The following is a 22,999-nucleotide window of genomic DNA, read 5'->3' on the forward strand; positions in this document are numbered from 1 at the left end:
GGACGCTTCATTGCGTCCGCTTTTTGCGTTTCTGAGGGAGGCGCTTACTGATGCGTTTCTCTAAACTGCGCCTTGTTGGTTTCAAGTCCTTTGTCGAGCCGATGGAGTTCGTCATTGTGGGCGGGCTGACGGGGGTTGTCGGGCCGAATGGCTGCGGCAAGTCCAATCTCGTTGAAGCGCTGCGCTGGGTGATGGGTGAAAACTCATACAAAAACATGCGCGCTTCCGGCATGGACGATGTGATTTTCTCCGGTTCTGCTACGCGTCCGGCGCGTAACACGGCAGAAGTTACTCTTTTTCTTGATAATTCCGACCGCTCGGCACCTGCGGCCTATAATGATCAGGACGAATTACAGGTTTCACGCCGCATTGAGCGCGAAGCAGGCTCCGTCTATCGCATCAACGGCAAGGAAGCGCGCGCCAAGGATGTGCAGCTGCTGTTTGCGGATCAATCGACGGGGGCTCGCTCACCGTCCATGGTGGGGCAGGGCCGCATTGGTGAACTCATTCAGGCTAAGCCACAGGCGCGGCGCGCGCTGCTCGAAGAGGCAGCTGGTATTTCTGGCTTGCATACGCGCCGCCACGAAGCGGAGCTGCGGCTGCGTGCAGCCGAAGGAAATCTTGAACGTCTTGAAGATGTAGTGGGCGAACTTGGCAGTCAGATTGAAAGCCTGAAACGTCAGGCGCGTCAGGCCAATCGATTCAAGGCACTATCAGCCGATATGCGTCGCGCTGAGGCATCTTTGTTGCATTTGCGCTGGTCGCAGGCGAAAGCGCAGGAAGGCGAAGCACAAAGCGTATTGGCACAGGCAACCACCGTTGTTGGTGACATGGCACAGGCGCAGATGAATGCGGCGCGCGAACAGGGTGTTGGCGCACATAAATTGCCTGAACTGCGCGAGGCAGAGGCCAAAGCCGCCGCTGCATTGCAGCGTCTTTCTATTGCCCGCACGCAGCTTGACGAAGAGGATGACCGCATTCGTTTGCGCCGTGCCGAGCTGATGAAGCGGCTTGAGCAACTCACGTCAGATATTGCGCGTGAAGAACAGATGGTGCGTGAAAACGCAGATATTCTGGAGCGGCTGGACGAAGAAGAGCAGGAACTGATTGCTTCTAACGAAGCATCTGGTGAGCGCGATGAAGAATTGCGTGCGATCTTTGAGGAATCGGAAATCCGGTTGCAGGACAGCGAAAACTCGCTGGCCCGCGTGACAGCGGAACGCGCAGAGGCCACCGCTGAGCGCACACAGATCGAGCGCGTTTTGCAGGAAACGCAAAGTCGTCGTAACCGTTTGGCAAGCCAGATGGAGACAATAGAGCGCGATATCGCGGCGGTTGCTGAACAGATTGGCGGATTGTTTGATCCTGCTGAAAAGCGTTTGGCGGTTGAAGCTGCAACGGATGCGCTGGCAGCCTCTGAAGATATGGTCATTGCAGCTGAAGAACTTGTCGGTGCTGCGCGTGAGCAGGAAGCGGCAAGCCGCCAGCCGCTCAATGAAGCGCGCACGGAACTCAATCGTGTGGAGACCGAAGCGCAGACACTGGCGCGTATTCTCAATGCGGGTGAAACGGGACAGTTTCCGCCGGTTGTTGAAGAATTGCAGGTTGAGAAGGGCTATGAAATCGCCCTTGGTGCAGCATTAGGTGAAGACCTAGATGCCGCAAGCGATGCTAATGCGCCAGTTTTCTGGGCCTATAATCCGGCAATACAAAGTGACCCGGCTTTGCCAGAAGGCAGTACGCCGCTTGATCGCTTGGTGGAGGGGCCGCAGCAATTGCGCCGCAGACTGGCGCAGGTCGGTGTGGTCTCCGATCAGGACGGCCAACGTTTACAGGCGTCGTTACGCCCTGGTCAGCGGTTGGTTAGCAAAGCTGGTGCATTGTGGCGCTGGGATGGTTACACAGCAAGCGCTGATGCGCCAACGCCTGCTGCACAGCGACTTGCCCAGAAGAACCGCTTGGCGGAACTTGAGCAAGAGGCAGTGAATGCCCGCGCGCGGGTTCAGTCTGCGGAGCAGGCTGTGCAGCGCTTTGAAGTGGCTGTGCGTCAAGCTGTGGAGAATGAACGCGTGGCGCGCGATTCATGGCGCGCCAATCAGCGCAGGCTGGATGAGGCGCGTGAAGCTTTGGCTGCAGTGGAGCGTGCTGCTGGGCAACTGGCGACTAAGCGCGCTGGTCTCGAAGAGGCCAAGTCTCGTCTCGAAGAAAATCTCGAAGAAGCACAGATCCGCGTCGTTGAAGCCGAAGACCGCCTCAATGAAATGCCGGATATGGATGCAATTGGCGAACGTCATTCGGCGATGACTACGGAAGTCCAGTCGGATCGCGTGCAGCTTGCCGAAGCGCGCGCGGCTTATGAAGGGCAGCGACGTGAAGCGGACAATCGAGCCCGTCGTCTCGCGATGATTGGGCTTGAGCGTCGCAACTGGGCGTCGCGCGCAGAAAATGCTGCACAGCAGATTGCGGCCCTGAATGATCGTCGTGCGGAAACAGCCGATGAAGCGGAGGCGCTTGCCGAAGCACCCGAGGAGATTGAGAGCCGCCGGCGTGCATTGCTCAATGAGCTTTCAGACGCCGATGGGCGCCGCAAACAAGCGGCCGATATTCTGGCGCAAGCGGAGACTGCGCAGGCAGAACTCGACAAGGCTGCAACGCTTGCAATTCAACATCTTGCGACCAGCCGCGAACAGCGTGCGCGTGCGGAAGAGCGTCTGACAGCTGCGGAAGAACGCCGCAAGGATACCGAAGCACGCATTGCCGATGCATTGAACTGTGCGCCACATGAAGCCATCCGTCACACGGGCTTAAAGCCTGATGACCGTATGCCTGACCCCGATCAGCTTGAACGCCAGCTTGAGCGCTTGCGTATTGAGCGCGAGCGCTTGGGTGCGGTCAATCTGCGTGCAGAAGAGGAAAGTCAGGAGCTTTCTGCACGTCTTGAGGCGATTATTTCTGAGCGCGAAGACGTTATTGAAGCAATCAAAAAACTGCGTCAGGCGATCCAGAGCCTTAACCGTGAAGGGCGTGAACGTTTGCTGGCGGCGTTTGATGTGGTGAATGCGCAGTTCCAGCGTCTGTTCACACATCTTTTTGGCGGCGGTACTGCGGAATTGCAGTTAATTGAAAGCGATGATCCACTGGATGCTGGCCTTGAAATTCTGGCACGCCCACCCGGCAAAAAGCCCCAAACCATGACGCTGCTTTCAGGCGGCGAACAGGCGCTGACTGCAATGGCACTGATTTTCGCCGTGTTCCTGACCAATCCGGCACCAATTTGCGTGCTGGACGAAGTGGATGCACCGCTCGACGATCATAATGTCGAGCGCTATTGCAATCTTATGGATGAGATGGCGGCTTCAACCGAAACGCGTTTTGTGGTCATCACGCATAATCCAATTACGATGGCGCGCATGAATCGCCTGTTCGGCGTAACCATGGGCGAGCAGGGTGTGAGCCAGCTCGTTTCGGTTGATCTTCAGACCGCAGAGCAATTGCGCGAAGCGGTCTGATCCTTGCAGCTAAGTTAGCTTATTATTCCTCATCGTCGCTTTCGTCTTCGTCATCATCGGCTTCAATGATTTGCCAGATGAACTCATGAAGACGTTCTTCAATGCTTGCTCTGGAAGCACCTGATGCTTCCATGTCGCGCTTGATTTTGAAGAACTGATCCTTGTCGGATTGCGACAGGTATTTAGCGGCGGATTCAAGGGATGACAGAGATGTGGACATGGCTGTTGTTACTGTCTTGTTTGGTCAAATACTAGAGTTTATCAGCGCGCTCTATACGTCACGGTCATTTTTGCGCCCGTGAATGCATGATCTGCAAGCTTGCCCGGTTCCAGATCATTGAGGCCGATTGGCGTTGGTTTGTCGAAATGCAAATCCAGTGTGAAGAAGCCGTTCGGATGCGGCATATCCTGGACAAAGCGCAGCAGAGATTTTCGGGATGAAGCATCAATCTGATTGTCCGGCATGGCTTCGACAGATTTGCTCACAATATCACGCAGACGCGCAATATCGACTTCTGGGTCGCTCTCACCAGTCTCAGTTGGTAAGGCGGCGTAATTGGCAAGAAGGGGCAAAGCGAGGCTTTCCCACAACCCCTGATTATCGAGGCGTATGCGCAAATGAGAGAGCGTGGCGCTCGGATTGGCGGTGAGGCTTCCAACAGTTGAATCAACCGGCAGGTTGATCTCGGCAGACAATGACGCCTTGCCCATCTTGGTGCTGTTAATCTCTGCATTTTGGATATGGAGATAACCGTCTTTCGGATTGAAGCGATAAGAAGCGCTGAAATCGATTGGCCATTGCTGAATTGAGGTGATGTAGTCCGATACTTTGCTGCCGCTGTTTATCGTCATACGCATACCATCAACGGCTATGCGTCCCCATTGCGGGACGGTTTTGTTCAGATCAGGTGCCTCAGAAAGATAGTCTTGAAACCGGTCAACTTCCAGAATGGCTCTCTCAATCGTCCAGCCCATCAAATGCATGGTGTGATAAATGCTGTTCGACACGACGCAACCATCAGGAATATCTCTGACGGCATAATCCTTGGCGGGCGTGAGAAGGCTCATTCCTTTTAGAAATTCTTCACACTGACTGAGTGGCACATTTTCAGGTGCTGGCACTTCTGTTCGGGCAAAAGCAGAGGTTGCAGCGAGGGAAAGCAGAACAGTTGGAAGAATGAAGCGCATGTCACCAAATTCTCTTTGAATTAATAAGATGCGCCGCATCATTTACAAATGGTCGCTGCTGTCAACCAGCGACCATGATGTTGTTAGTTCTCGCTCCAGACTGCAAGCTCATTGCCAGCAGGATCAGTGAAGTGAAAACGACGCCCACCCGGAAATGTAAAGATCGGTTTTACAACAGTTCCACCGGCTTCGGTGACGGCCTTTAGTGTTTCCTCAAGCTGTGCGGAATAAAGGACAGGCAATGGCTTGCGCGTCGCTTCCGGGTCTGCATCGAAACCACCATCCAGACCTTCCGCAAAGGCGGAATAGGTAGGGCCATAATCAATGAAAGACCAGCCAAACGCGCGCGCATAAAAACTTTTGGCACTATCCAGCGAACCATTGCCCGCGGGCATTTCCAGATAATCGAGTTTGCCGGTGATACGCATAGTCAACTCCACATGTTCTATTTTTGTTCTTATTTTTGCCGCAAGACGCATGAAGAGTCAATCGTTGCTACAGCTTAAAAGCCGTCTAATCGATTCTATTACGAGCCTTTGTCTTTTTTGATTGGCAGACAGTGACTTGATCGCATAAGCACGAAGAGAGTTTCTGCAAGCCTGTGGAAAACCACAGACATTGCGGATCGTTACCTGCGCATGGGAGGCCAGAATGGCAAAGTGGGTGTACGCATTCGGTGATGGCAAGGCAGAGGGCGCTGCGAGTGATCGCAACCTTCTCGGCGGCAAAGGAGCGAATCTGGCTGAAATGAGCAGCCTTGGCTTGCCTGTGCCGCCCGGTTTTACAATCACCACAGAGCTGTGCACCTCTTATTACGACAATGAGCGCACCTATCCTGCTGAGCTGGACCAGCAGGTACAGACCGCTCTTGATCAGGTGGCGAAGCTAACCGGACGCGTGTTTGGTGGCGCGGAAAAGCCGTTGCTTGTGTCGGTGCGTTCGGGTGCGCGTGCATCCATGCCGGGCATGATGGATACGGTTCTGAACTTGGGCCTCAATGATGAAACCGTGCAGGCAATCGCACGTGAGGCAGGCGACGAACGCTTTGCCTATGACAGCTACCGCCGGTTCATTCAGATGTATTCGGACGTCGTGCTGGGCGTCGATCATGGCTTCTTTGAAGAAATTCTTGAAGACAAAAAAGCCGATCTCGGCGTTGAGGTCGATACGGCTTTGAGTGCGGATGACTGGAAAGATGTGATCGCGCTTTATAAGGAAAAGGTCGAGGAAGAACTTGGCCAGCCTTTCCCACAAGACCCGCATGAGCAGCTCTGGGGTGCTATCAGTGCGGTTTTTTCAAGCTGGATGAATGCGCGAGCGATTACCTATCGTCGTCTGCATAACATCCCGGCGCAATGGGGCACAGCAGTAAATGTGCAGGCCATGGTGTTTGGCAATATGGGCGACACCTCTGCAACTGGCGTTGCTTTCACACGCAATCCATCGACGGGTGAAAAGAAGCTCTATGGCGAGTTTCTGGTTAATGCACAGGGCGAAGATGTGGTGGCAGGCATTCGCACACCGCAGAACATTACAGAAGAAGCGCGCATTGCAGCGGGTTCTGATAAGCCTTCTCTTGAAAAAGTCATGCCGGAAGCTTTCGCCGACTTTCTGAAAGTGGCAGATCGGCTTGAACAGCATTACCGCGATATGCAGGATCTGGAATTCACCATTGAGCGTGGCAAGCTCTGGATGCTGCAAACCCGTTCGGGCAAGCGCACGGCAAAGGCTGCACTCAAAATGGCTGTTGAGATGGCCGCAGAAGGTTTGATAACGGAAGAAGAAGCCGTACTGCGTATTGATCCAGCAGCGCTGGATCAGCTTCTGCATCCGACCATTGATCCGCGTGCCGAGCGCATTGTCATCGGACAGGGCTTGCCGGCTTCACCGGGAGCTGCGACGGGCGAAATCGTGTTCTCATCGGAAGATGCTGAACAGGCAAAGGCTGAAGGCCGCAATGTCATTCTGGTGCGTGTCGAGACAAGCCCGGAAGATATTCATGGTATGCATGCGGCTGAGGGCATTCTGACCACGCGCGGCGGCATGACCAGCCATGCGGCAGTGGTTGCACGCGGTATGGGCAAGCCTTGCGTGTCGGGTGCAGGTTCGCTGCGCGTTGATTATCGCAATGGCATCATGCTTGCAGCAGGTCAAACCTTCAAAAAGGGTGATGTGATCACCGTTGATGGCAGCAATGGTCAGGTGCTGAAAGGCAAGGTCGCCATGTTGCAGCCAGAGCTTTCGGGTGATTTTGGCAAGCTGATGGAGTGGGCGGACAAAACGCGCCGCATGAAAGTGCGGGCCAATGCTGAAACGCCAGCAGATGCGCGCACTGCGCGCTCTTTTGGTGCAGAAGGCATCGGGCTTTGCCGCACTGAACATATGTTCTTTGAAGGCGAGCGCATTATAGCTATGCGCGAGATGATCCTTGCCGATAAGGAAGAAGGTCGTCGTGCGGCTTTGGCCAAGCTGCTGCCAATGCAACGCTCGGACTTTGTCGAGCTGTTTGAGATCATGAAAGGCTTGCCTGTTACGATCCGTTTGCTTGACCCGCCTTTGCACGAGTTTCTGCCGCGTACCGACGAGGAAGTGGCAGAAGTGGCAAACGCTATGGGTGTGGACGCAGAGAAATTGCGCGAACGTGCCGATAGCCTACACGAGTTCAACCCGATGCTCGGTCATCGCGGTTGTCGCTTAGCGATTTCTTATCCCGAAATCGCTGAAATGCAGGCACGTGCGATCTTTGAAGCAGCCGTTGAAGCGGGCAAGAAGACCGGTGAGCATGTGGTGCCGGAAGTTATGGTGCCGCTGGTCGGTCTCAAGGCAGAGCTTGATTTCGTCAAAGCGCGCATCGATGCTGTGGCAAAAGAAGTGATCGGCGAGTCCGGTGTTCAGATCGACTATATGGTCGGCACAATGATCGAATTGCCGCGGGCGGCTTTGCGGGCTGCTGAAATTGCGGAAACGGCTGAGTTCTTCTCATTCGGCACCAACGACCTCACGCAGACGACATTTGGCATTTCGCGAGACGATGCTGCACCTTTTCTTTCGACCTATCAAAGCCGTGGCGTGATCGAGCAGGATCCATTTGTTTCGCTCGATTTCGATGGTGTGGGCGAGTTGATCCAGATTGCCGCCGAGCGTGGACGCAAAACACGCGACAAGCTTAAGCTTGGCATCTGTGGCGAACATGGCGGTGATCCGGCTTCTATTGCTTTCTGCGAGCAAACAGGTCTTGATTACGTGTCCTGCTCGCCATTCCGGGTGCCGATTGCACGTCTTGCTGCAGCTCAGGCGGCGGCGCGGAACATAAGTGCATCCTGAAAAGAGTGAAGCAGTTTTTTGACAAGATGCCTGTAATAAATGCATGCCATAATTCGGCTTTGGTTCTGGCGCTGTAAGTGCCAGAATTTTTAATTATCGGGGCAACAATGTTTCGTCAGTTGTTAGCGGCGGGGGCCGCTTTGGTTTGCTTTAGCACTGTGTCCAACGCCTATGATGCGCTGCCACAGCAAGAAAAGCATCAAAAGATCAGTATCGTGGAGCCGCAACTGCGCATTGCGAAGGGCGGCGCTGCAGCGCCGCAAGTAGCACTGACGCTTGATGCCTGTATGGGGAAGACGGATCATCGTATTCTGGACGTGCTGGTAGAGAACCGCATTCCAGCGACAATTTTTGTCACTGCGCGCTGGTTGAGGCAGAATGCTGAATCTTTTGCGGTAATGAAGGCTCACCCCGAACTCTTCGATATTGAAAACCACGGCAATATGCATGTGCCAGCCATTACCAATGTGCCGACCATGTATAATATCAAAACGGCAGGGTCGCTGGATGCTGTTCGATCCGAGATTGATGGCGGTGCGGATGCTATTGCCAAATCGGGTGCATCAAAGCCGCAATGGTATCGAGACGCAACAGCACGTTATTCAACCGATGCTGTGAAGCTCGCGGAAACGATGGGTTACAAAATCGGTGGCTATTCGCTCAACGGCGATCAGGGTGCATCTTTGCTGGCACCGGTCGTTGCAAAGCGTATTGCGGCGGCGCGTGATGGCGATGTCATCATTTCGCATATCAACCAGCCGACACGTTCGGCGGGTGAGGGTGTGGCCAAAGGCATTCTGGCGCTTCAAGCCAAAGGCATGAAATTTGTAAAGCTGCGCGATGTTGAGACGACCATGGAGCTTAATCCGGTGCCTGCACATAATTTGCACGCTGTAGCGCCTGCGACAATTGCAAAACCAAAGACTGGCGATTGATACTGTCAGCCGCCGTTTGTCGTCTTGCCGTTCGGTGTCAGGCTTTTCATAACATCTGCATAATTGCGACCAAGGCTTACAAATAAAGCATTTTCACCAGTGGGTGGAGCCACTGAAAGCGTGGTTCCATCATGGCCTAATGTCACAAATACAACCTGATCGTGCGGTTGTCCGGCAATGGCAATCGCACCTATGCGCTGTGCCTGAGTGGTGTCCAGCGCTGGCATGTTGAAAAGAACTTCGCCGCCTACGCGCTCGGCTGCCTTGGCAAGGGCTGTGTCAAATCCTTCGATGAAAACGTCGATGGCGCCAAGAGCAAATTCAAGCTCGACAGCTTCCAGCGTCATGACATCCTGCTCTGCTTGCGCAGTGCTGGGTGTAGCTGGCATATGGCCATTATGAAGGGTGCGATCCATGTCGTCCTCTCCGACGATTCCTAAAGAAGCCCCCATATACGTAATCATGCCTTCCGTTAGAAGTTGCTGCAATAGCTTTTATATTGATTTAACTCTATTTTTCCCGACTATTTTTATAACTGGTTAAATTCACAGGGTAGAGCGAGCCTTTTTCTTTTGCGCTTGAACAGTCTCTGTTATGCATGGACGTGCTCCAAACGCAGTTGGGAACCCGCATGAAAAAGCTTCGCTATCAGCGCCGACAGTCGCGCTCCGCAATATGGGCATTGCGGCTTGGCGTGTTCGCCATGGTTTTTTCGACGATTGGTTTTATCCTGCACCGGTTTGGCAAAATAGAGACGCCTGACTTTGTGCTGCTTGCAGTCGTCGGTGGCATCTTTGCGATTTTAGCACTGATTTTCGCGGCGAAAGGGCTACGCAATCTATGGGTGAATGGTGACAAGGGCGGCGCGCGCTCATTCTGGGCATGTTTTCTTGCATTAACTGTTTTGTTGCCAATCTGTTTTGTTGCTTCACTTTGGTATAGCTCGCCGCCGCTCTATGATCTGACGACCGATTTTGATACGCCGCCTCAATTCCCTTCGACAATGCCCGCGCGCCTTGCACGTATGAATGCACTGCCGTTAGAGATTCAGGGCGATATGCTGGGGCAGATGTCTGCCTATCCTGATGTGATAGGACGCCGTTATGAAGCCGCACCCGATCGGGTGGCGCAAGGTGTCGAAAATACGCTGAAGGCCTTCGGTTGGGAAAAGATCGGGCGCGATACGCCGCTGACCGCGCAGAACGCCACACGATTTGCAGCAACAGCGCATAGCACCATTCTTGGGTTGAAAAGTGACGTTGTTATCCGCCTGCTGGATGAGGGGGAAACGACTTATGTCGATATGCGATCTGTCTCGCAGTACGGCGAGCGGGATATGGGCCTGAATGCTGCCTTTGTCACAGAATTTCTGTCAGCGCTCGAAGGTGAGGTTAACAAGGCACCCGCTGATGTGCAGTGATCAGCGTGGCTGATAGATGCCGCTGATCGATGGAAAGCCATCCGTGGTGATCTCTCCGCGACTGACCAGATCTTCCAGGTGAGCGAGAACAGAAAGTGCGGCTGCTCCATGCAGGCGCGGGTCCGTATCGCGATAGATCGCTTTGACCATATCGTGAATAGTGCGATCACCCTGAAGAATTCTCTCTAATATCGCCCGTTCGCGCATTTTGCGATGCGCGCGCAAGCCACGCACGAAGGCTGCCGGTTTGGTGACAGCGCCGCCATGGCCGGGCAGATATATGCTGTCGTCGCGCTCCAGCAGCTTTTCAAGCGAGGTCATGTAATCGCTCATCGATCCATCGGGTGGCGCTACAATCGATGTTGCCCATGCCATAACGTGATCGGCGGAAAACAGAAAACCTGTTCCCTCTAAACCGAAGGCCATGTGGTTAGCGGCATGGCCGGGCGTATGTATGCCACGCAACGTCCAGCCATCGCCATCAATTGTTGCGCCATCGTTTAGCGCTATGTCTGGCATAAAATCCGTATCTGCACTTGCTTCAAGCATGTTCACTTCGCCACTGTAATAGGGGCGGGAGGGGCGATGCGGACCTTCGGCAACAACAAGCGCGCCAGTTTCGTGTTTTAGTTGCTGTGCAAGCGGCGAGTGATCGCGATGGGTGTGGCTTACAAAAATATGGCTGACCGGACGTCCGGCGATAGCTGCGAGAAGTGCCTGATAATGCGCTTCATCTTCCGGGCCGGGATCAATGACGGCAAGCGTATCGGTGCCGACAATATAGCTGTTTGTACCATGAAAGGTAAAAGCACTCGGATTGTTAACGGTCAGGCGTAAAAGACCTTTACTCACGGCAACCGGAGTTCCATATTCAGGCAGAAAGCTGCCGTTGAAATCGAGTGCCATTGAATAGTCCCCATTGAATAATCATAGTTCTTTGGTTTTATGGTTAAACCGGATTAAAGTTTATGGTGTTGGGTTTCAAATGGATTATCTGGCTTGTTAGCGGAAATACCCAGTCGGAAGGAGTGACACGGATATGCAGAACAGATCACGGGCAAAAGTCGCCACCGCATCGCTCGCAGCACACTACTTGCCGACGCGTCAACTGACGCGCGCTTTTTACTTCGTATCGCTTGCGCTGATCGGCACGGCTATCCTGACGATTTCGGCCAACATCAAGGTCGATCTTCTTTACGTCAATGTAACGATGCAGACCTTCGCACTCTTTGCAATTTCTGCGGTTTATGGATCGCGTCTTGCTGTTGCAACCGTAGCGCTCTATTTGCTTGAAGGCGCACTCGGAATGCCAGTGTTTACCGGCACGCCTGAGAAGGGCATTGGCCTTGCTTATATGGTAGGCCCGACCGGCGGCTATTTGCTTTCCTATCTGTTGGCCGCATGGATGATTGGCCGCGCTGCCGATAAGGGGCTTGCACGCAATCCTTTCAAGCTGGGCGGCGTGATGTTGCTTGCTGAGGCCGTTGTGCTTGTCATGGGCGCAGGCTGGATGGCGTATCTGTTCGGTCTCGAAAAAGGCATTGCCTTTGGCTTCGGTGTTTTCATTATAGGTGATCTGGTCAAGCTTGCATTGGCTGCTTGCGGTGTTCCTGCTGTGAGCGCGCTGTTTAAGCGCCGATAGTCCTAAGTTATCGATAGATTTTAAAGGCCGGGCACGTGACCCGGCCTTTTTCGTATCTTTGTTGAAACTGCTTCGCGGTTGACAATGTGCGACCTGCAAAGCTTTGTTGTTCCAACATTTGTCTGGCTCGTGGGGAGAGTGACGTGAAGTTTGAAGTGCTTGAGGTTGAGCCGCTGACAAAAGTCGGCTTTGCGCCTTTTGGCGATGTGATTGAGACGGAAGGCGCTGAACTGCGTCTTATTAACAATGGCACAACAGAGCGCTTTCACGACCTTGCTCACGTCGAAGCAGAGGGTACTGACGCACGGGTTCTTATCAATATTTTCCGAGGTCAGTCATTCAAAGCTCCAATCGATATTACGATGCTGGAACGCCATCCTTTTGGTTCGCAAGCTTTTGTCCCGCTGCATGGCAGGCCGTTCCTGATTGTTGTGGCAGAGGATGGCAATGGAAAGCCAGCAAGGCCACGGGCGTTTCTTGCGCGCGGCGATCAGGGCGTGAACTACTGGCGCAATGTATGGCATCACCCGCTTGTGTCGCTGGAGGAGACATCAGATTTTTTGATTGTCGACCGCGCAGGCAAAGAGGATAATCTGGTGGAGTATTTCTTCACGGATGCCACATACCGGATTGAAACTATTCCGGCTCTTGCAAGGAAAATTTGAGGTTCATTATGGGCAAGTTATCCACACATGTTCTCGATACGGCACATGGCAAGCCTGCGGCTGCGATGCGGCTTGAACTTTATCGGCTGGGTGCTTTGGGAAAGACGGAGTTGATAAAGCGCACCGTGACCAATCTTGATGGCCGCACCGATGAGCTTTTGTTGAGCGGAGGTGAAATGCAGGAAGGGACTTATGAGCTGCACTTCCATGTAGCTGAGTATTTCGAGGCGAACGGTGCAGAAGTGGCCCATCCACCATTCCTTGACCTGATCCCGATTCGTTTTTCCATTGCGAATGAAGACAGCAATTATCATGTGCCGCTGCTGGTTAGCCCGTGGTCATATTCGACGTATCGCGGTAGTTAACTTATCCCCGTCTGCATAAACCCTCTTAAGCTCCCCGTATTATCACTGCGAGGAGCTATTTATGGATCAGACACCCAATCTCAAACTTCCCTATATAATGCCAAGTCAGGCACAAAAACATGTCACGCACAACGAGGCGATACGTCTTCTTGATGCAATTGTGCATCTAAGTGTGCGGTCTCAATCGCAGACTACTGCGCCTGTCACACCTGCATCGGGCGACCGCTATATTGTTGCTGCCCCTGCTACAGGGACTTGGGCTAACAAGGCAGGAATGGTCGCCTTTTTTGTTGATGGAGGCTGGTCTTTTATCGCAGTTGCAAAAGGCTGGCTCGCTTATATTGAAGATGAAAGCAGCTTGTTCGTATTTAATGGCACAAGCTGGGAAAGTACCGCTGGTGCACTGCCTGAAAACTTGTCTGTGTCTATGCTTGGCATTCAGGCAACGGCTGATGCCATCAACCGTTTTTCAGTCTCTTCGCAAGCTAGTCTTTTTAACAATGCCGGTGCCGGTCATCAGGTAAAAGTTAATAAGAACGCATCGACGGATACGGCAAGCTTATTGTTTCAGTCTGGCTGGACGGGGCGCGCCGAGATGGGGCTTAACGGAGACGATAATTTCAGCATCAAGGTCGGCGACGATACTGGCAATTGGCGTGTAGCAATGAGGGTTGATCGAGCAACGGGTAACCTTGCTGTTGGAACACTTTCACCAACCACGAAGCTTCACGTTGAAGGTCCAATACGGCTCGCGGCCTACCCGGTTCTGGCATTGCCATCGGCTGCGCAGATTGGTGCGGGCAGTATAATCTTTGTCAGTAACGCGAGTAGTGGAGCGCAAATGGCTTACTCAGATGGTATTGCCTGGCGTAGTTTTCGAACGGGGGGCAATATTATTTGAGTTGCATTCAGGAATGGCTTGGTGAGGTTTTCGGCGCGCTTTAGTGAATTAATATAAATATTTTAAAATGAAATGTATAAGCCCGAAGAGTTTGCATCTTCGGGCTTATCTGTACCATTTGTCAGATTAATATGGGCTGTCGACTTTACCCATTTCGACATAGACGGTCTTGATCTGGCTATAGTGAGTGAGGGCGGCAATGCCGTTCTCACGGCCAATACCAGACTGCTTGTAGCCACCAAATGGCACCTCAACGGGCGTCAGATTATAGGCATTGATCCAGCAGGTGCCGGCCTTGATCTGGTTGATGACACGATGGCCGCGCGCGATGTCGGCGGTGAATACACCCGCCGCCAAGCCGAACTCGGTGTCGTTGGCGCGCGCAATCACTTCGTCCTCGTCTGAGAATTCGAGAATGCTCATCACCGGACCGAAGATTTCTTCGCGGGCAATTGTCATCGTGTCGGTAACATCAGTGAAGACTGTCGGCTCGATAAAGCAACCCTTATCAAAGCCCTGAAGCTTCGGAATGCCACCACCACAAGCAAGGGTTGCGCCCTCTGCTTTGCCTTTTTCGATATAAGATAGAACCTTGTCGCGTTGTGCAGCATTAATGAGCGGTCCCATCTGCGTGGCTTCATCCAGCGGATCGCCAATGCGGATTTTACGGGTGCGCTTAACCAGACGTTCAACAAATGTCTCGCGCACATTCTTATGAACGAACACACGCGTACCGTTTGAGCAGACCTGTCCGGTCGAATAGAAATTGCCAAGCATTGCGCCGCCAATGGCGCTGTCGAGATCAGCGTCGTCAAAGACGATGATTGGCGACTTGCCGCCCAGTTCCATCGTGACATGCTTGAGGTGTTCACCTGCTTGCGACATGATCCGCTTGCCTGTCGGCACGGAACCTGTGAGCGATACTTTTGCGGTTAGGCGGTGATTAACAAGCGCTGCACCCACATCGCCAAAACCCTGAACGACGTTGAATAGCCCATCGGGAAGTCCGGCCTCCTTATAGGCTTCAGCGAGTGCTAATGCTGAAAGCGGCGTATTTTCGGACGGCTTGAAGATGAACGCATTGCCCATTGCGAGTGCTGGAGCAGACTTCCATGCCGCGATCTGAATCGGATAGTTCCATGCGCCGATACCAACGCAAATGCCGAGCGCTTCCCGGCGCGTATAGGCAAACGAACCGCCAAGCTCTACGAATTCACCATTGAAACCGGAGATGACGCCGCCGAAGAACTCAAGCGCATCGGCTGCGGATGCAGCATCCGCGACCAGCGTTTCCTGTAGCGCCTTGCCTGTATCGAGCGTTTCGAGCTTGGAAAGTTTCTTGTTCCTCTCGCGCAGAATTTCGGCGGTACGGCGCAGGATGCGACCGCGTTCAACTGGCTTGAGGGCTGCCCATTCGCCTTGCGCTTTAAGTGCTGCCGCATAGGCTGCTTCAATCACGTCAGGCGTTGCAGAATATAGCTTCGCAATTTCTTCGCCCGTTGCTGGATAGATAACGGGAAGCGGCTTGCCAGCCTTGTCTTCCACGAATGCGCCGCCGATGAAGTGCGAGGCTTTTGGTTGTACTTTCATTTTATTTTCCTCGAAATTTATTAGCGGTCGGATATTTCCCAGCGCGGATTGATCCATGGTTCCTGATTGGATCGCGCCAGCGGCGTGCGACCCAGAATATGATCTGAAGCCTTTTCGCCTGTCATGATCGATGGGCCATTTAGGTTGCCATTGGTTATACGCGGGAAGATTGACGAGTCCGCGACACGCAATCCCTCCACGCCAATAACACGGCATTCCGGGTCAACAACCGCCATTGGGTCGTCAACTGAACCCATTTTACAGGTTCCGCAAGGGTGAAACGCGCTTTCCACATGCTCCCGGAGGAAGTTGTCGATCTCGTCATCCGACTGCACTTTTGCACCAGGTTGAATTTCGGCACCACGATAGGCGGCGAATGCATCTTGTCCGAAGATTTCGCGTGTCAATCGCACGCAATGACGGAAATCGGCCCAGTCATCCTCATGCGACATATAGTTGAACTTTATGACAGGCTTTTCGCGAGGATTGGCCGAGCGAAGAGTAACACTGCCGCGGGACTTCGAACGCATCGGTCCGACATGCGCCTGAAAGCCATGCGATTGCGCTGCCGCTTTGCCATCATAGCGAATGGCAACTGGCAGGAAGTGATATTGAATATCGGGATATTCCACACCTGCTTTTGAACGTACAAAAGCTGCCGATTCAAAATGGTTCGTCGCGCCATCGCCGGTTTTAAAGAACAGCCATTCCGCGCCAATTCTCGCTTTCGAGAACAGGTTCAGCTTGGAATAGAGCGTAATCGGCTGCGTGCATTCCTGCTGGATATAGACTTCCAGATGATCTTGCAGGTTTTGGCCCACGCCCGGTCGGTCGGCCACGACCTCAATGCCTTGTTCTTTAAGCTGTGCGGCCGGGCCAATGCCTGAAAGCATCAGCAGCTTTGGTGAATTGATGGAGGATGCAGCGATAATAACTTCTCGACGCGCGCGGATGGTCGAGAAAGTGCGACCGGCTTCGATTTCAACGCCGACCGCGCGCTTGCCTTCCATAACGATCTTGCGCGCTAAGCCTTTGACGAGCTTTACATTGGGGCGCTTGAGGGCTGGTTTCAGATAGGCATTGGCGGCAGACCAGCGACGTCCATTATGGATCGTCTGCTCCATTGGGCCAAAGCCTTCCTGTTTCTCACCATTATAATCGTCAGTGACTTCAAAACCTGCCTGATGCCCGGCATCGACAAAGGCCTTGAATAGCGGATTGTCGCGACGACCGCGCTGAACATGCAGCGGCCCATTGGTGCCGCGCCAGCCTTCCTGTCCGCCGTGCGCATTTTCCATCCGCTTGAAGTAGGGCAATACATCGGCATAAGACCAGCCGCGCGCACCACTCTCCGACCAATGGTCGTAATCGCGTGCATGCCCGCGCACATAGACCATGCCGTTGATGGAAGATGAACCACCCACAACCTTGCCGCGCGGTGTGACCAGACTACGCCCGTCGATGTGTGGCTCAGGTTCTGTCGAAAAACCCCAGTCATAGGTTTCCATATTCATGGGGAAGGAGAGGGCGGCAGGCATCTGGATGAGCGGGCCGATGTCCGGGCCACCATATTCGATGACAATCACCGAATGTCTGCCATCTTCTGACAGACGATAAGCCATGGCAGAACCGGCGGAGCCGGAGCCGATGATAACGAAATCTGCTTCCATGCTCATGGCTCCACCGAAAGCTGAACTGCGATATAATCTTCAACAAGCGCAATTGCTGACGCTGCGTTGGGAGCATCGGCACCAAGGGCGTGACGGATATAAAGTCCGTCGATCATTGCGCCAGCACCCTCCGCAATACGGTTTGCACGCTCGCGGCTGGTGAGTTGATCAAGTGCGAAAACCAAATTGGAATGTAGGCGGCGCGCATAGACCCGCAAAAGCCGACGCGTATCTTCTGACTGCTGCGCATGAACATAGAAGGTCAGCCAGGCGGCAATGGTTTCTTGAGCAAACTGAGAGGCAGAAAAGTTCACTGCAATAATCGCAGCAATCCGCTCGCGTGGCGTTTCGGTGCGCTTGATTGCTTCGTGCAGATCGTGACCCAGCTCACGCAGCAAGTGGCGCATGGTGGCGAGGATCAGCTTGTCCTTGCCGCCAAAATAATGATGCGCGAGCGCAGGCGAAACGCCTGCTTCATGAGCAATCTGCGCAACTGTGACATCAAGCGAACCGCGCTGGCCGATTGTTCTGATCGTCGCATCGATAAGCTCGCGCCGCCGTTGAGGCTCCATCCCGATTTTGGGCATAATCATTATCCGCGTTGAGGTTTATTGACTTCAATTTTATCTTTGATTGACTGATCAATCAATAAAAAATCTGACAGCATTTGAAATACGGATTGAGGCTGTCGTGGAGCGACTTCAAACTTGTGGGCTTGCGGGAAATGGCTGCTCTGCATACATTCAGAGCATGAGCAGAGCTTTCACAAAAGAACAGGACGATGCGCCAGCCGACCTCGGTGAGCGTCCGGTTAGTCCGCATCGCAATCTCGTCACATCCGATGGTTTGAAGATGATCGAAGACGAACTTGCCCGTCTGCAACGCGAACTGGCTGAGGCCAATGTCGCGGGCGAACGTTCAGCTATCGCGCGTCTCTCACGTGATCTGCGCTATTGGACGTCGCGTCGTGAAACCGCGGAATTATCCGTGCCTGAACCGGACAGCGACGTAGTGCGGTTTGGCATGACGGTCGAACTTGAAAACCTCGATGAAGGCGATACCCGCACCTGGACTATCGTCGGCGAGGATGAAGCCAATCCATCGGAGGGAAAAATCTCCCATATGGCGCCGGTCGCCATCATGCTTTTTGGCAAACCCGCCGGTGATATTCTTAAAATCAATGGCAAAGACTGGGAGATTGTCTCGCTATCGGTGTGACCTATAACCACCCTTTTCGGCGGAAATAGAACAGCGGCAACAGGGCCGAGGCAACCATCAGGCCAAGCGCCATTGGGTAGCCCCATGGCGAATTGAGTTCCGGCATGAATGAGAAGTTCATGCCATAGATTGATGCGACGAGTGTTGGTGGCATGAAGCCCACTGCTGCGACTGAAAAGATCTTGATAATAGCGTTTTGCTCGACGGAAATCAGACCAACAATCGTATCAAGTAGGAATGTGACCTTGTTGGAGAGAAAATCCACATAGGCGACGAGTGACTGCGCATCGCGCTCCAGTGATTTGATCCATGAGCGCGTGTCTTTTTTGGTCGCTACAGGGCTGTTGATTGCAGAAAGATACACAAGCATTCGACTGACACCGGCAAGACTTTCCCGCATGCGCGATAGAAACGTACCTTGGCCACCGATCTGCGTGAGGATGTGCCGGAAATCTTCCGTCGTCATGGGCCGTGCTTTTGGCTGGCGGCGATAGATAGAATGCGATGCTGCGTCGATCTTACCAGCCACACCTTCAAGAATATCGGCGAGACGGTTGGTGGTGGCTTCGGTGATGCCGAGCATGATTGACAGGCCGGAGCATTTGGCGGGGATCAGTCCATTGCCGGGCTTCGTTGCGCGGGTAATATAAATGCTGACCGATTTCGGATTGGCATAACGGACGGTTACGAGACGCTGGCCGTGGATGATAAAGGTCACAGGGGCCAATTCCCGATGATCGAGATCAACGGCATGAAGAATTGGCACGGTCAGATATTGCGCGCCGTTTTCCATATAAAAACGGCTGGATTCCTCAATCTCCGTCATGTCTTCGCGGGTCGGGATCGAAATGCCAGTCCATGCTTCGACGATGTGATCTTCATTGACGCCGGGTGCAAGCAGGTCAATCCAGATAACATTTTCAGGCAAAGGCGTGCCTGGTTCAACCTCGACACGTTCGAGATGATCTCCATTCAGGCAGTAAAGATTGATCATGCGGCACCCAGTTTTGAAGTCTGAAAGTTCAGCTGCCACATTGCGTTAAAATTGTTAACGGAATGAGGCAAGCGGCTTCATAGCGGTACTTATCACAATGTTTAATCTATTGCTCCATGCGTACGATGTAGTACATCGCTGTTTGTGATGTGATTGAATGAAAGGTGTTGGCGATATGAGCCACACAAATCCTCCGGCGGATGCTGCTCTGGTCGATGCTGAAATCGACAGCGTGCCGCAGCCACCTCTGCCGCCGAAACAAAGCAAAGCGCTGCGCTTGTTGTTAGGTCTGAGCCTCGTGCTGATTGCTGCCAATCTGCGTCCGGTGTTTTCCAGTGTATCGGTGCTTTTGCCCGAAATTATGGAAGCGACGGGGATGTCAGGTTTTGCCGCTGGCATTCTGACAACGCTCCCCGTTGTTTGCCTTGGCGTTTTTGCACCCTTTGCCCCGCGTCTTGCACAGCGTTTTGGTGCGGAAAAAGTGCTGTTGTTTGTGCTCATCGTTTTGACGATCGGCACGGCGATCCGTGGCATCGGAAATTCAGCATCGCTTTATATTGGCGCCACACTTGCTGGTGCGGCAATTGCTACTGGCAATGTGCTGCTTCCGGGCGTCGTCAAACGCGATTTTCCAAAAACTGCAGCGATAATGACCGGGCTTTATACAATGGCGCTGTGCGGTGGTGCGGCGGCGGCGGCTGGTTTTACAATCCCGATTGAGCATATGCTGGGCGGCTCGTGGAATCTGGCGCTGGCTTTCTGGGCCGTTCCAGCCGCACTGGTTCTGGCGCTGTGGTTGCCTCAAGCTATGCGAGCAAAACACAACGTTGCCCATTCTGGCTTCAAAGTCATAGGCTTATGGAAAGACAGGCTTGCATGGCAGGTGACGTTCTTCATGGGGCTGCAATCCTCCATGGCCTATATTGTCTTTGGCTGGCTCGCACCGATTTTGCGTGAGCAGGGGCTGAGCGGAACGGCGGCAGGCGGACTGGTTTCATTTTCGATCATGGTGCAGGTCGTCACTTGCCTTGCAATCCCTTCGATTGCAGTCCGACAGAAGAGCCAGAGCCTGCTCAATGTTGTGCTCTGTTTAAGCGCAGCACTTCCATTGATCGGTTTTCTCTATCTGCCGCAATGGAGCTTCTGGCTGCTGGCAATTATTCAGGGCTTTGGTCAGGGTGGGCTCATCGCTGCTGCGATGATGGTCATCGTGCTGCGTTCGCCCGATTCGCATACGGCCGCGCATTTGTCTGGCATGGCGCAATGCATCGGTTACACGCTGGCGTCGATTGGGCCGCTGGTGGTTGGCCTGATCCACAGTGCGACGGGCAGTTTTGCAGCCTGCGGCATCTTCTTTGCAGTGCTTGGAATAGGCGCTGCCATCAATGGCTGGGGCGCTGGCCGATCAAAACATGTCGGCGTAAAAGTCGTGCAAGGTTAATAAAAAAGCCCCGGTTGTCCGGGGCTATTGTTTGTCGTCAAAATTTAGATGAACTGTCCGAGGCCCGGGATCGATCCCACAACGGCATCAACTGGTTCTGCGCCAGCTTTTTCCTTGGCAAAACGGATGGTTTCTTTGGCAACACCGGAAATCTCACCCATGCCGAGACCTGCGCTCATCAGCTGCGAGCCAAGGCCCATCACGCCGCCCATCAGACCGGACAGAAATCCGCCACCCTTAACCTGCGAAATTGCTTCTTCCGCACCCGGGAAAGCTGCCAGCAGCTGCTGAACCTTATCGGCTGGGCCTTCTTTTTGCAGAAACGCCAAAATCATACCGACGGCCTTTTCTGCCGTTGCTGCATCAATGCCGACATTGGAGGTGATGCGCGCGATCAGTTCTTCCATGAAACTCTCCCGAAAAATCTTACGTTTACGTAATATGCATTGTCACCGAGGCTTTGCAAGTATTGCTGAGCTAAAATCTGCTGAATTCTTCATGAACGAAAGCTGGAAATTAAGTTTGGGTGCGGATTTCGCGTTATCGTTGTTGCGCGACGGTGCTGCTGGTATATCGTATTGTAAGCAAACCTTTTACGGAGCGACATGCCTGATGACCGCCGATGATGCAATTTTTCTTGGTGCAAGCCGCAAACCTGATGATTCCTATCAGCAGCCAGAATATCTGGCGCTGAAATATGGCAACAGGCATGGCCTTGTCACCGGCGCAACGGGCACGGGTAAGACAGTTACTTTGCAAGTGTTGGCCGAGAGCTTTTCTGCGGCTGGCGTTCCTGTTTTTTGTGCTGACATCAAGAGCGATCTTTCCGGCATTGCTGCTCCCGGTGTAGCGAATGAAAATCTCACCAAACGGGCCGAAGAAGTTGAGCTTAATCCTTATGAGCTGCATGCTTCACCCGTTATCTTTTGGGATATTTTCGGCGAAAAGGGACATCCTGTTCGCGCGACCATTTCCGAAATGGGGCCGCTGCTGCTCTCACGTCTGATGAGTCTGACTGATGCGCAGGAAGGTGTGCTCAATGTTGCATTCCGCCTCGCTGATGAAGAAGGCTTGCTGCTGCTGGACCTGAAGGACTTGCAGGCAATTCTTGCAGAAATGGCTGAGCGCTCGGCTGAGCTTTCTGCAAAATACGGCAACGTCAACAAGGCTTCAGTGGGTGCCATTCAGCGCTCGTTGCTGGTTCTCGATCAGCAAGGTGGAACGAAATTTTTTGGTGAGCCAGCACTCCGCATTGCTGATCTGATGAGGACGACGACTGACGGTCGCGGCGTGATTAGCGTGCTTGCCGCTGATAAGCTGATGATGAGCCCGCGTCTTTATTCGACATTCCTTTTGTGGCTGATGTCTGAGCTGTTTGAGGAACTGCCCGAAGTGGGCGATCCGGATAAGCCACGTCTGGTTTTCTTCTTTGATGAAGCCCATCTGCTATTTGATGAAGCGCCAAAAGCGCTTGTCGATCGCGTTGAACAAGTCGTGCGCCTGATCCGCTCGAAAGGTGTTGGCGTTTATTTCGTAACACAGAACCCGCTCGATGTGCCGGAATCGGTGTTGGCACAGCTTGGAAATCGCGTTCAGCACGCACTTCGCGCTTACACGCCACGCGAAACCAATGCCGTGAAGACGGCTGCCGATACATTCCGTCCAAATCCTGATTTCAAAACCTATGAGGCGATCACCAATCTCTCGACAGGCGAGGCGCTGGTTTCGACTTTGCAGGCGAAAGGCGTGCCTTCGATGGTGCAGCGCACGTTGATCCGTCCACCATCGTCGCAGATCGGACCGCTGTCGCCGGAAGCGCGTGCGCGAATCATGGCAGCAAGCCCTGTTGCCGGGCAGTATGATCAGACGGTGGACCGGGATTCTGCTTTCGAAATGCTGGCTCGAAAGGCGCAAGCTGCAGCCGACGCACAGCAAAAAACAAAAGCGGATGAACCCAGTGAGGGCGGCGGACTTCTTGGTGAGATTATGGGAACCGCATTCGGAACGGGTCGCCGTTCTGGTCGTCAGACGGTAGCGGAAACCGCGATGAAGTCGGTCGTGCGTTCGGTAAGCACATCATTGGGCCGTGCGCTGGTGCGTGGAATCTTAGGCAGTTTCAAGCGCTGATAGCTAGCTT

At 53.4% G+C, this 22,999-nt stretch carries 21 protein-coding genes; 11 read left to right on the forward strand and 10 right to left on the reverse strand.

Annotation, left to right across the window (positions count from 1 at the left end; translation table 11 throughout):
• Window positions 1-50 precede the first annotated feature (50 nt).
• Window positions 51-3,509 carry a chromosome segregation protein SMC gene (smc, locus tag WH356_RS00590; protein ID WP_339508074.1) on the forward strand — a complete coding sequence of 1,153 codons (3,459 nt, stop codon included), beginning with the start codon at window positions 51-53 and terminating at the stop codon, window positions 3,507-3,509.
• A 22-nt stretch (window positions 3,510-3,531) separates the two neighbouring features.
• Here the strand turns inward: smc and WH356_RS00595 are convergent, their stop codons facing one another.
• The 3 genes from WH356_RS00595 to WH356_RS00605 form a co-directional block, all read right to left on the reverse strand.
• Window positions 3,532-3,729 carry a hypothetical protein gene (locus WH356_RS00595; protein WP_339508075.1) on the reverse strand — a complete coding sequence of 66 codons (198 nt, stop codon included), beginning with the start codon at window positions 3,727-3,729 and terminating at the stop codon, window positions 3,532-3,534.
• A 41-nt stretch (window positions 3,730-3,770) separates the two neighbouring features.
• Window positions 3,771-4,697, reverse strand: a complete 927-nt coding sequence (locus WH356_RS00600) for a hypothetical protein (RefSeq protein ID WP_339508076.1) — start codon at window positions 4,695-4,697, stop codon at window positions 3,771-3,773.
• An 83-nt stretch (window positions 4,698-4,780) separates the two neighbouring features.
• Window positions 4,781-5,125, reverse strand: a complete 345-nt coding sequence (locus tag WH356_RS00605) for a VOC family protein (RefSeq protein ID WP_339508077.1) — start codon at window positions 5,123-5,125, stop codon at window positions 4,781-4,783.
• Window positions 5,126-5,348: 223 nt separating this feature from the next.
• Here WH356_RS00605 and ppdK point away from each other — a divergent pair, with 223 nt between their 5' ends.
• Both ppdK and WH356_RS00615 read left to right on the forward strand, forming a co-directional pair.
• Window positions 5,349-8,021 carry a pyruvate, phosphate dikinase gene (gene ppdK / locus WH356_RS00610; RefSeq protein ID WP_339508078.1) on the forward strand — a complete coding sequence of 891 codons (2,673 nt, stop codon included), beginning with the start codon at window positions 5,349-5,351 and terminating at the stop codon, window positions 8,019-8,021.
• 107 nt (window positions 8,022-8,128) lie between these two features.
• Window positions 8,129-8,956 carry a polysaccharide deacetylase family protein gene (locus WH356_RS00615; protein WP_339508079.1) on the forward strand — a complete coding sequence of 276 codons (828 nt, stop codon included), beginning with the start codon at window positions 8,129-8,131 and terminating at the stop codon, window positions 8,954-8,956.
• A gap of 5 nt (window positions 8,957-8,961) precedes the next feature.
• On the opposite strand, the gene WH356_RS00620 is transcribed toward WH356_RS00615, so the two are convergent.
• A complete protein-coding gene (locus WH356_RS00620; protein WP_339508080.1) occupies window positions 8,962-9,372 on the reverse strand; it encodes a hypothetical protein in 411 nt (136 codons plus the stop codon).
• A 215-nt stretch (window positions 9,373-9,587) separates the two neighbouring features.
• Here WH356_RS00620 and WH356_RS00625 point away from each other — a divergent pair, with 215 nt between their 5' ends.
• Window positions 9,588-10,376, forward strand: coding sequence for a DUF1499 domain-containing protein (locus WH356_RS00625; RefSeq protein ID WP_339508082.1), 789 nt, complete (start codon window positions 9,588-9,590; stop codon window positions 10,374-10,376).
• On the opposite strand, the gene WH356_RS00630 is transcribed toward WH356_RS00625, so the two are convergent.
• Window positions 10,377-11,282 carry an MBL fold metallo-hydrolase gene (locus WH356_RS00630; RefSeq protein WP_339508083.1) on the reverse strand — a complete coding sequence of 302 codons (906 nt, stop codon included), beginning with the start codon at window positions 11,280-11,282 and terminating at the stop codon, window positions 10,377-10,379.
• 133 nt (window positions 11,283-11,415) lie between these two features.
• Between WH356_RS00630 and WH356_RS00635 the strand changes: the two genes are divergently transcribed.
• The 4 genes from WH356_RS00635 to WH356_RS00650 all read left to right on the forward strand — a co-directional run bounded on the left by WH356_RS00635 (window position 11,416) and on the right by WH356_RS00650 (window position 13,949).
• Window positions 11,416-12,018, forward strand: a complete 603-nt coding sequence (locus WH356_RS00635; protein WP_339508084.1) for a biotin transporter BioY — start codon at window positions 11,416-11,418, stop codon at window positions 12,016-12,018.
• Window positions 12,019-12,161: 143 nt separating this feature from the next.
• Entirely contained in the window at window positions 12,162-12,683 is a 522-nt protein-coding gene (locus WH356_RS00640; RefSeq protein WP_339508085.1) for an ureidoglycolate lyase, read from the forward strand.
• An 8-nt stretch (window positions 12,684-12,691) separates the two neighbouring features.
• Window positions 12,692-13,048, forward strand: a complete 357-nt coding sequence (gene uraH / locus WH356_RS00645) for a hydroxyisourate hydrolase (RefSeq protein WP_339508086.1) — start codon at window positions 12,692-12,694, stop codon at window positions 13,046-13,048.
• Between the two features lie 61 nt (window positions 13,049-13,109).
• Complete coding sequence (locus WH356_RS00650) at window positions 13,110-13,949, forward strand: DUF2793 domain-containing protein (RefSeq protein WP_339508087.1); 840 nt, start codon at window positions 13,110-13,112, stop codon at window positions 13,947-13,949.
• 126 nt (window positions 13,950-14,075) lie between these two features.
• On the opposite strand, the gene betB is transcribed toward WH356_RS00650, so the two are convergent.
• From betB to betI, 3 genes are read right to left on the reverse strand one after another with little or no spacing between them, the layout of a single operon-like run.
• A complete protein-coding gene (gene betB, locus WH356_RS00655; RefSeq protein ID WP_339508089.1) occupies window positions 14,076-15,539 on the reverse strand; it encodes a betaine-aldehyde dehydrogenase in 1,464 nt (487 codons plus the stop codon).
• 20 nt (window positions 15,540-15,559) lie between these two features.
• Window positions 15,560-17,209, reverse strand: a complete 1,650-nt coding sequence (betA, locus tag WH356_RS00660; RefSeq protein WP_339508090.1) for a choline dehydrogenase — start codon at window positions 17,207-17,209, stop codon at window positions 15,560-15,562.
• 2 nt (window positions 17,210-17,211) lie between these two features.
• Entirely contained in the window at window positions 17,212-17,796 is a 585-nt protein-coding gene (gene betI / locus WH356_RS00665; protein ID WP_339508091.1) for a transcriptional regulator BetI, read from the reverse strand.
• A 163-nt stretch (window positions 17,797-17,959) separates the two neighbouring features.
• Between betI and WH356_RS00670 the strand changes: the two genes are divergently transcribed.
• Entirely contained in the window at window positions 17,960-18,427 is a 468-nt protein-coding gene (locus WH356_RS00670; RefSeq protein WP_339508092.1) for a GreA/GreB family elongation factor, read from the forward strand.
• Window position 18,428: 1 nt separating this feature from the next.
• Here WH356_RS00670 and WH356_RS00675 read toward each other — a convergent pair whose 3' ends face one another.
• On the reverse strand, window positions 18,429-19,421 hold the full coding sequence (locus WH356_RS00675) for a magnesium transporter CorA family protein (protein WP_250042758.1): 993 nt from the start codon (window positions 19,419-19,421) through the stop codon (window positions 18,429-18,431).
• 175 nt (window positions 19,422-19,596) lie between these two features.
• On the opposite strand from WH356_RS00675, the gene WH356_RS00680 reads away from it, so the two are divergent.
• Window positions 19,597-20,862, forward strand: coding sequence for a CynX/NimT family MFS transporter (locus WH356_RS00680; protein ID WP_339508096.1), 1,266 nt, complete (start codon window positions 19,597-19,599; stop codon window positions 20,860-20,862).
• 44 nt (window positions 20,863-20,906) lie between these two features.
• Here WH356_RS00680 and WH356_RS00685 read toward each other — a convergent pair whose 3' ends face one another.
• Window positions 20,907-21,269, reverse strand: a complete 363-nt coding sequence (locus WH356_RS00685; protein WP_310010712.1) for a DUF2267 domain-containing protein — start codon at window positions 21,267-21,269, stop codon at window positions 20,907-20,909.
• A 205-nt stretch (window positions 21,270-21,474) separates the two neighbouring features.
• On the opposite strand from WH356_RS00685, the gene WH356_RS00690 reads away from it, so the two are divergent.
• Window positions 21,475-22,989 carry a helicase HerA-like C-terminal domain-containing protein gene (locus WH356_RS00690; RefSeq protein WP_339508098.1) on the forward strand — a complete coding sequence of 505 codons (1,515 nt, stop codon included), beginning with the start codon at window positions 21,475-21,477 and terminating at the stop codon, window positions 22,987-22,989.
• Window positions 22,990-22,999 lie beyond the last annotated feature (10 nt).

Origin of the sequence: Ochrobactrum sp. MYb379 (genome assembly GCF_037479515.1) — a bacterium.
GTDB lineage: Bacteria > Pseudomonadota > Alphaproteobacteria > Rhizobiales > Rhizobiaceae > Brucella.

Coding starts and splice junctions, on each gene's coding strand:
- smc (WP_339508074.1), top strand. CDS start 51: ATGCGTTTCTCTAAACTGCGCCTTGTTGGTTTCAAGTCCTTTGTCGAG.
- WH356_RS00595 (WP_339508075.1), bottom strand. CDS start 3,729: ATGTCCACATCTCTGTCATCCCTTGAATCCGCCGCTAAATACCTGTCG.
- WH356_RS00600 (WP_339508076.1), bottom strand. CDS start 4,697: ATGCGCTTCATTCTTCCAACTGTTCTGCTTTCCCTCGCTGCAACCTCT.
- WH356_RS00605 (WP_339508077.1), bottom strand. CDS start 5,125: ATGCGTATCACCGGCAAACTCGATTATCTGGAAATGCCCGCGGGCAAT.
- ppdK (WP_339508078.1), top strand. CDS start 5,349: ATGGCAAAGTGGGTGTACGCATTCGGTGATGGCAAGGCAGAGGGCGCT.
- WH356_RS00615 (WP_339508079.1), top strand. CDS start 8,129: ATGTTTCGTCAGTTGTTAGCGGCGGGGGCCGCTTTGGTTTGCTTTAGC.
- WH356_RS00620 (WP_339508080.1), bottom strand. CDS start 9,372: ATGGATCGCACCCTTCATAATGGCCATATGCCAGCTACACCCAGCACT.
- WH356_RS00625 (WP_339508082.1), top strand. CDS start 9,588: ATGAAAAAGCTTCGCTATCAGCGCCGACAGTCGCGCTCCGCAATATGG.
- WH356_RS00630 (WP_339508083.1), bottom strand. CDS start 11,282: ATGGCACTCGATTTCAACGGCAGCTTTCTGCCTGAATATGGAACTCCG.
- WH356_RS00635 (WP_339508084.1), top strand. CDS start 11,416: ATGCAGAACAGATCACGGGCAAAAGTCGCCACCGCATCGCTCGCAGCA.
- uraH (WP_339508086.1), top strand. CDS start 12,692: ATGGGCAAGTTATCCACACATGTTCTCGATACGGCACATGGCAAGCCT.
- WH356_RS00650 (WP_339508087.1), top strand. CDS start 13,110: ATGGATCAGACACCCAATCTCAAACTTCCCTATATAATGCCAAGTCAG.
- betB (WP_339508089.1), bottom strand. CDS start 15,539: ATGAAAGTACAACCAAAAGCCTCGCACTTCATCGGCGGCGCATTCGTG.
- betA (WP_339508090.1), bottom strand. CDS start 17,209: ATGGAAGCAGATTTCGTTATCATCGGCTCCGGCTCCGCCGGTTCTGCC.
- betI (WP_339508091.1), bottom strand. CDS start 17,796: ATGCCCAAAATCGGGATGGAGCCTCAACGGCGGCGCGAGCTTATCGAT.
- WH356_RS00670 (WP_339508092.1), top strand. CDS start 17,960: ATGAGCAGAGCTTTCACAAAAGAACAGGACGATGCGCCAGCCGACCTC.
- WH356_RS00675 (WP_250042758.1), bottom strand. CDS start 19,421: ATGATCAATCTTTACTGCCTGAATGGAGATCATCTCGAACGTGTCGAG.
- WH356_RS00680 (WP_339508096.1), top strand. CDS start 19,597: ATGAGCCACACAAATCCTCCGGCGGATGCTGCTCTGGTCGATGCTGAA.
- WH356_RS00685 (WP_310010712.1), bottom strand. CDS start 21,269: ATGGAAGAACTGATCGCGCGCATCACCTCCAATGTCGGCATTGATGCA.
- WH356_RS00690 (WP_339508098.1), top strand. CDS start 21,475: ATGACCGCCGATGATGCAATTTTTCTTGGTGCAAGCCGCAAACCTGAT.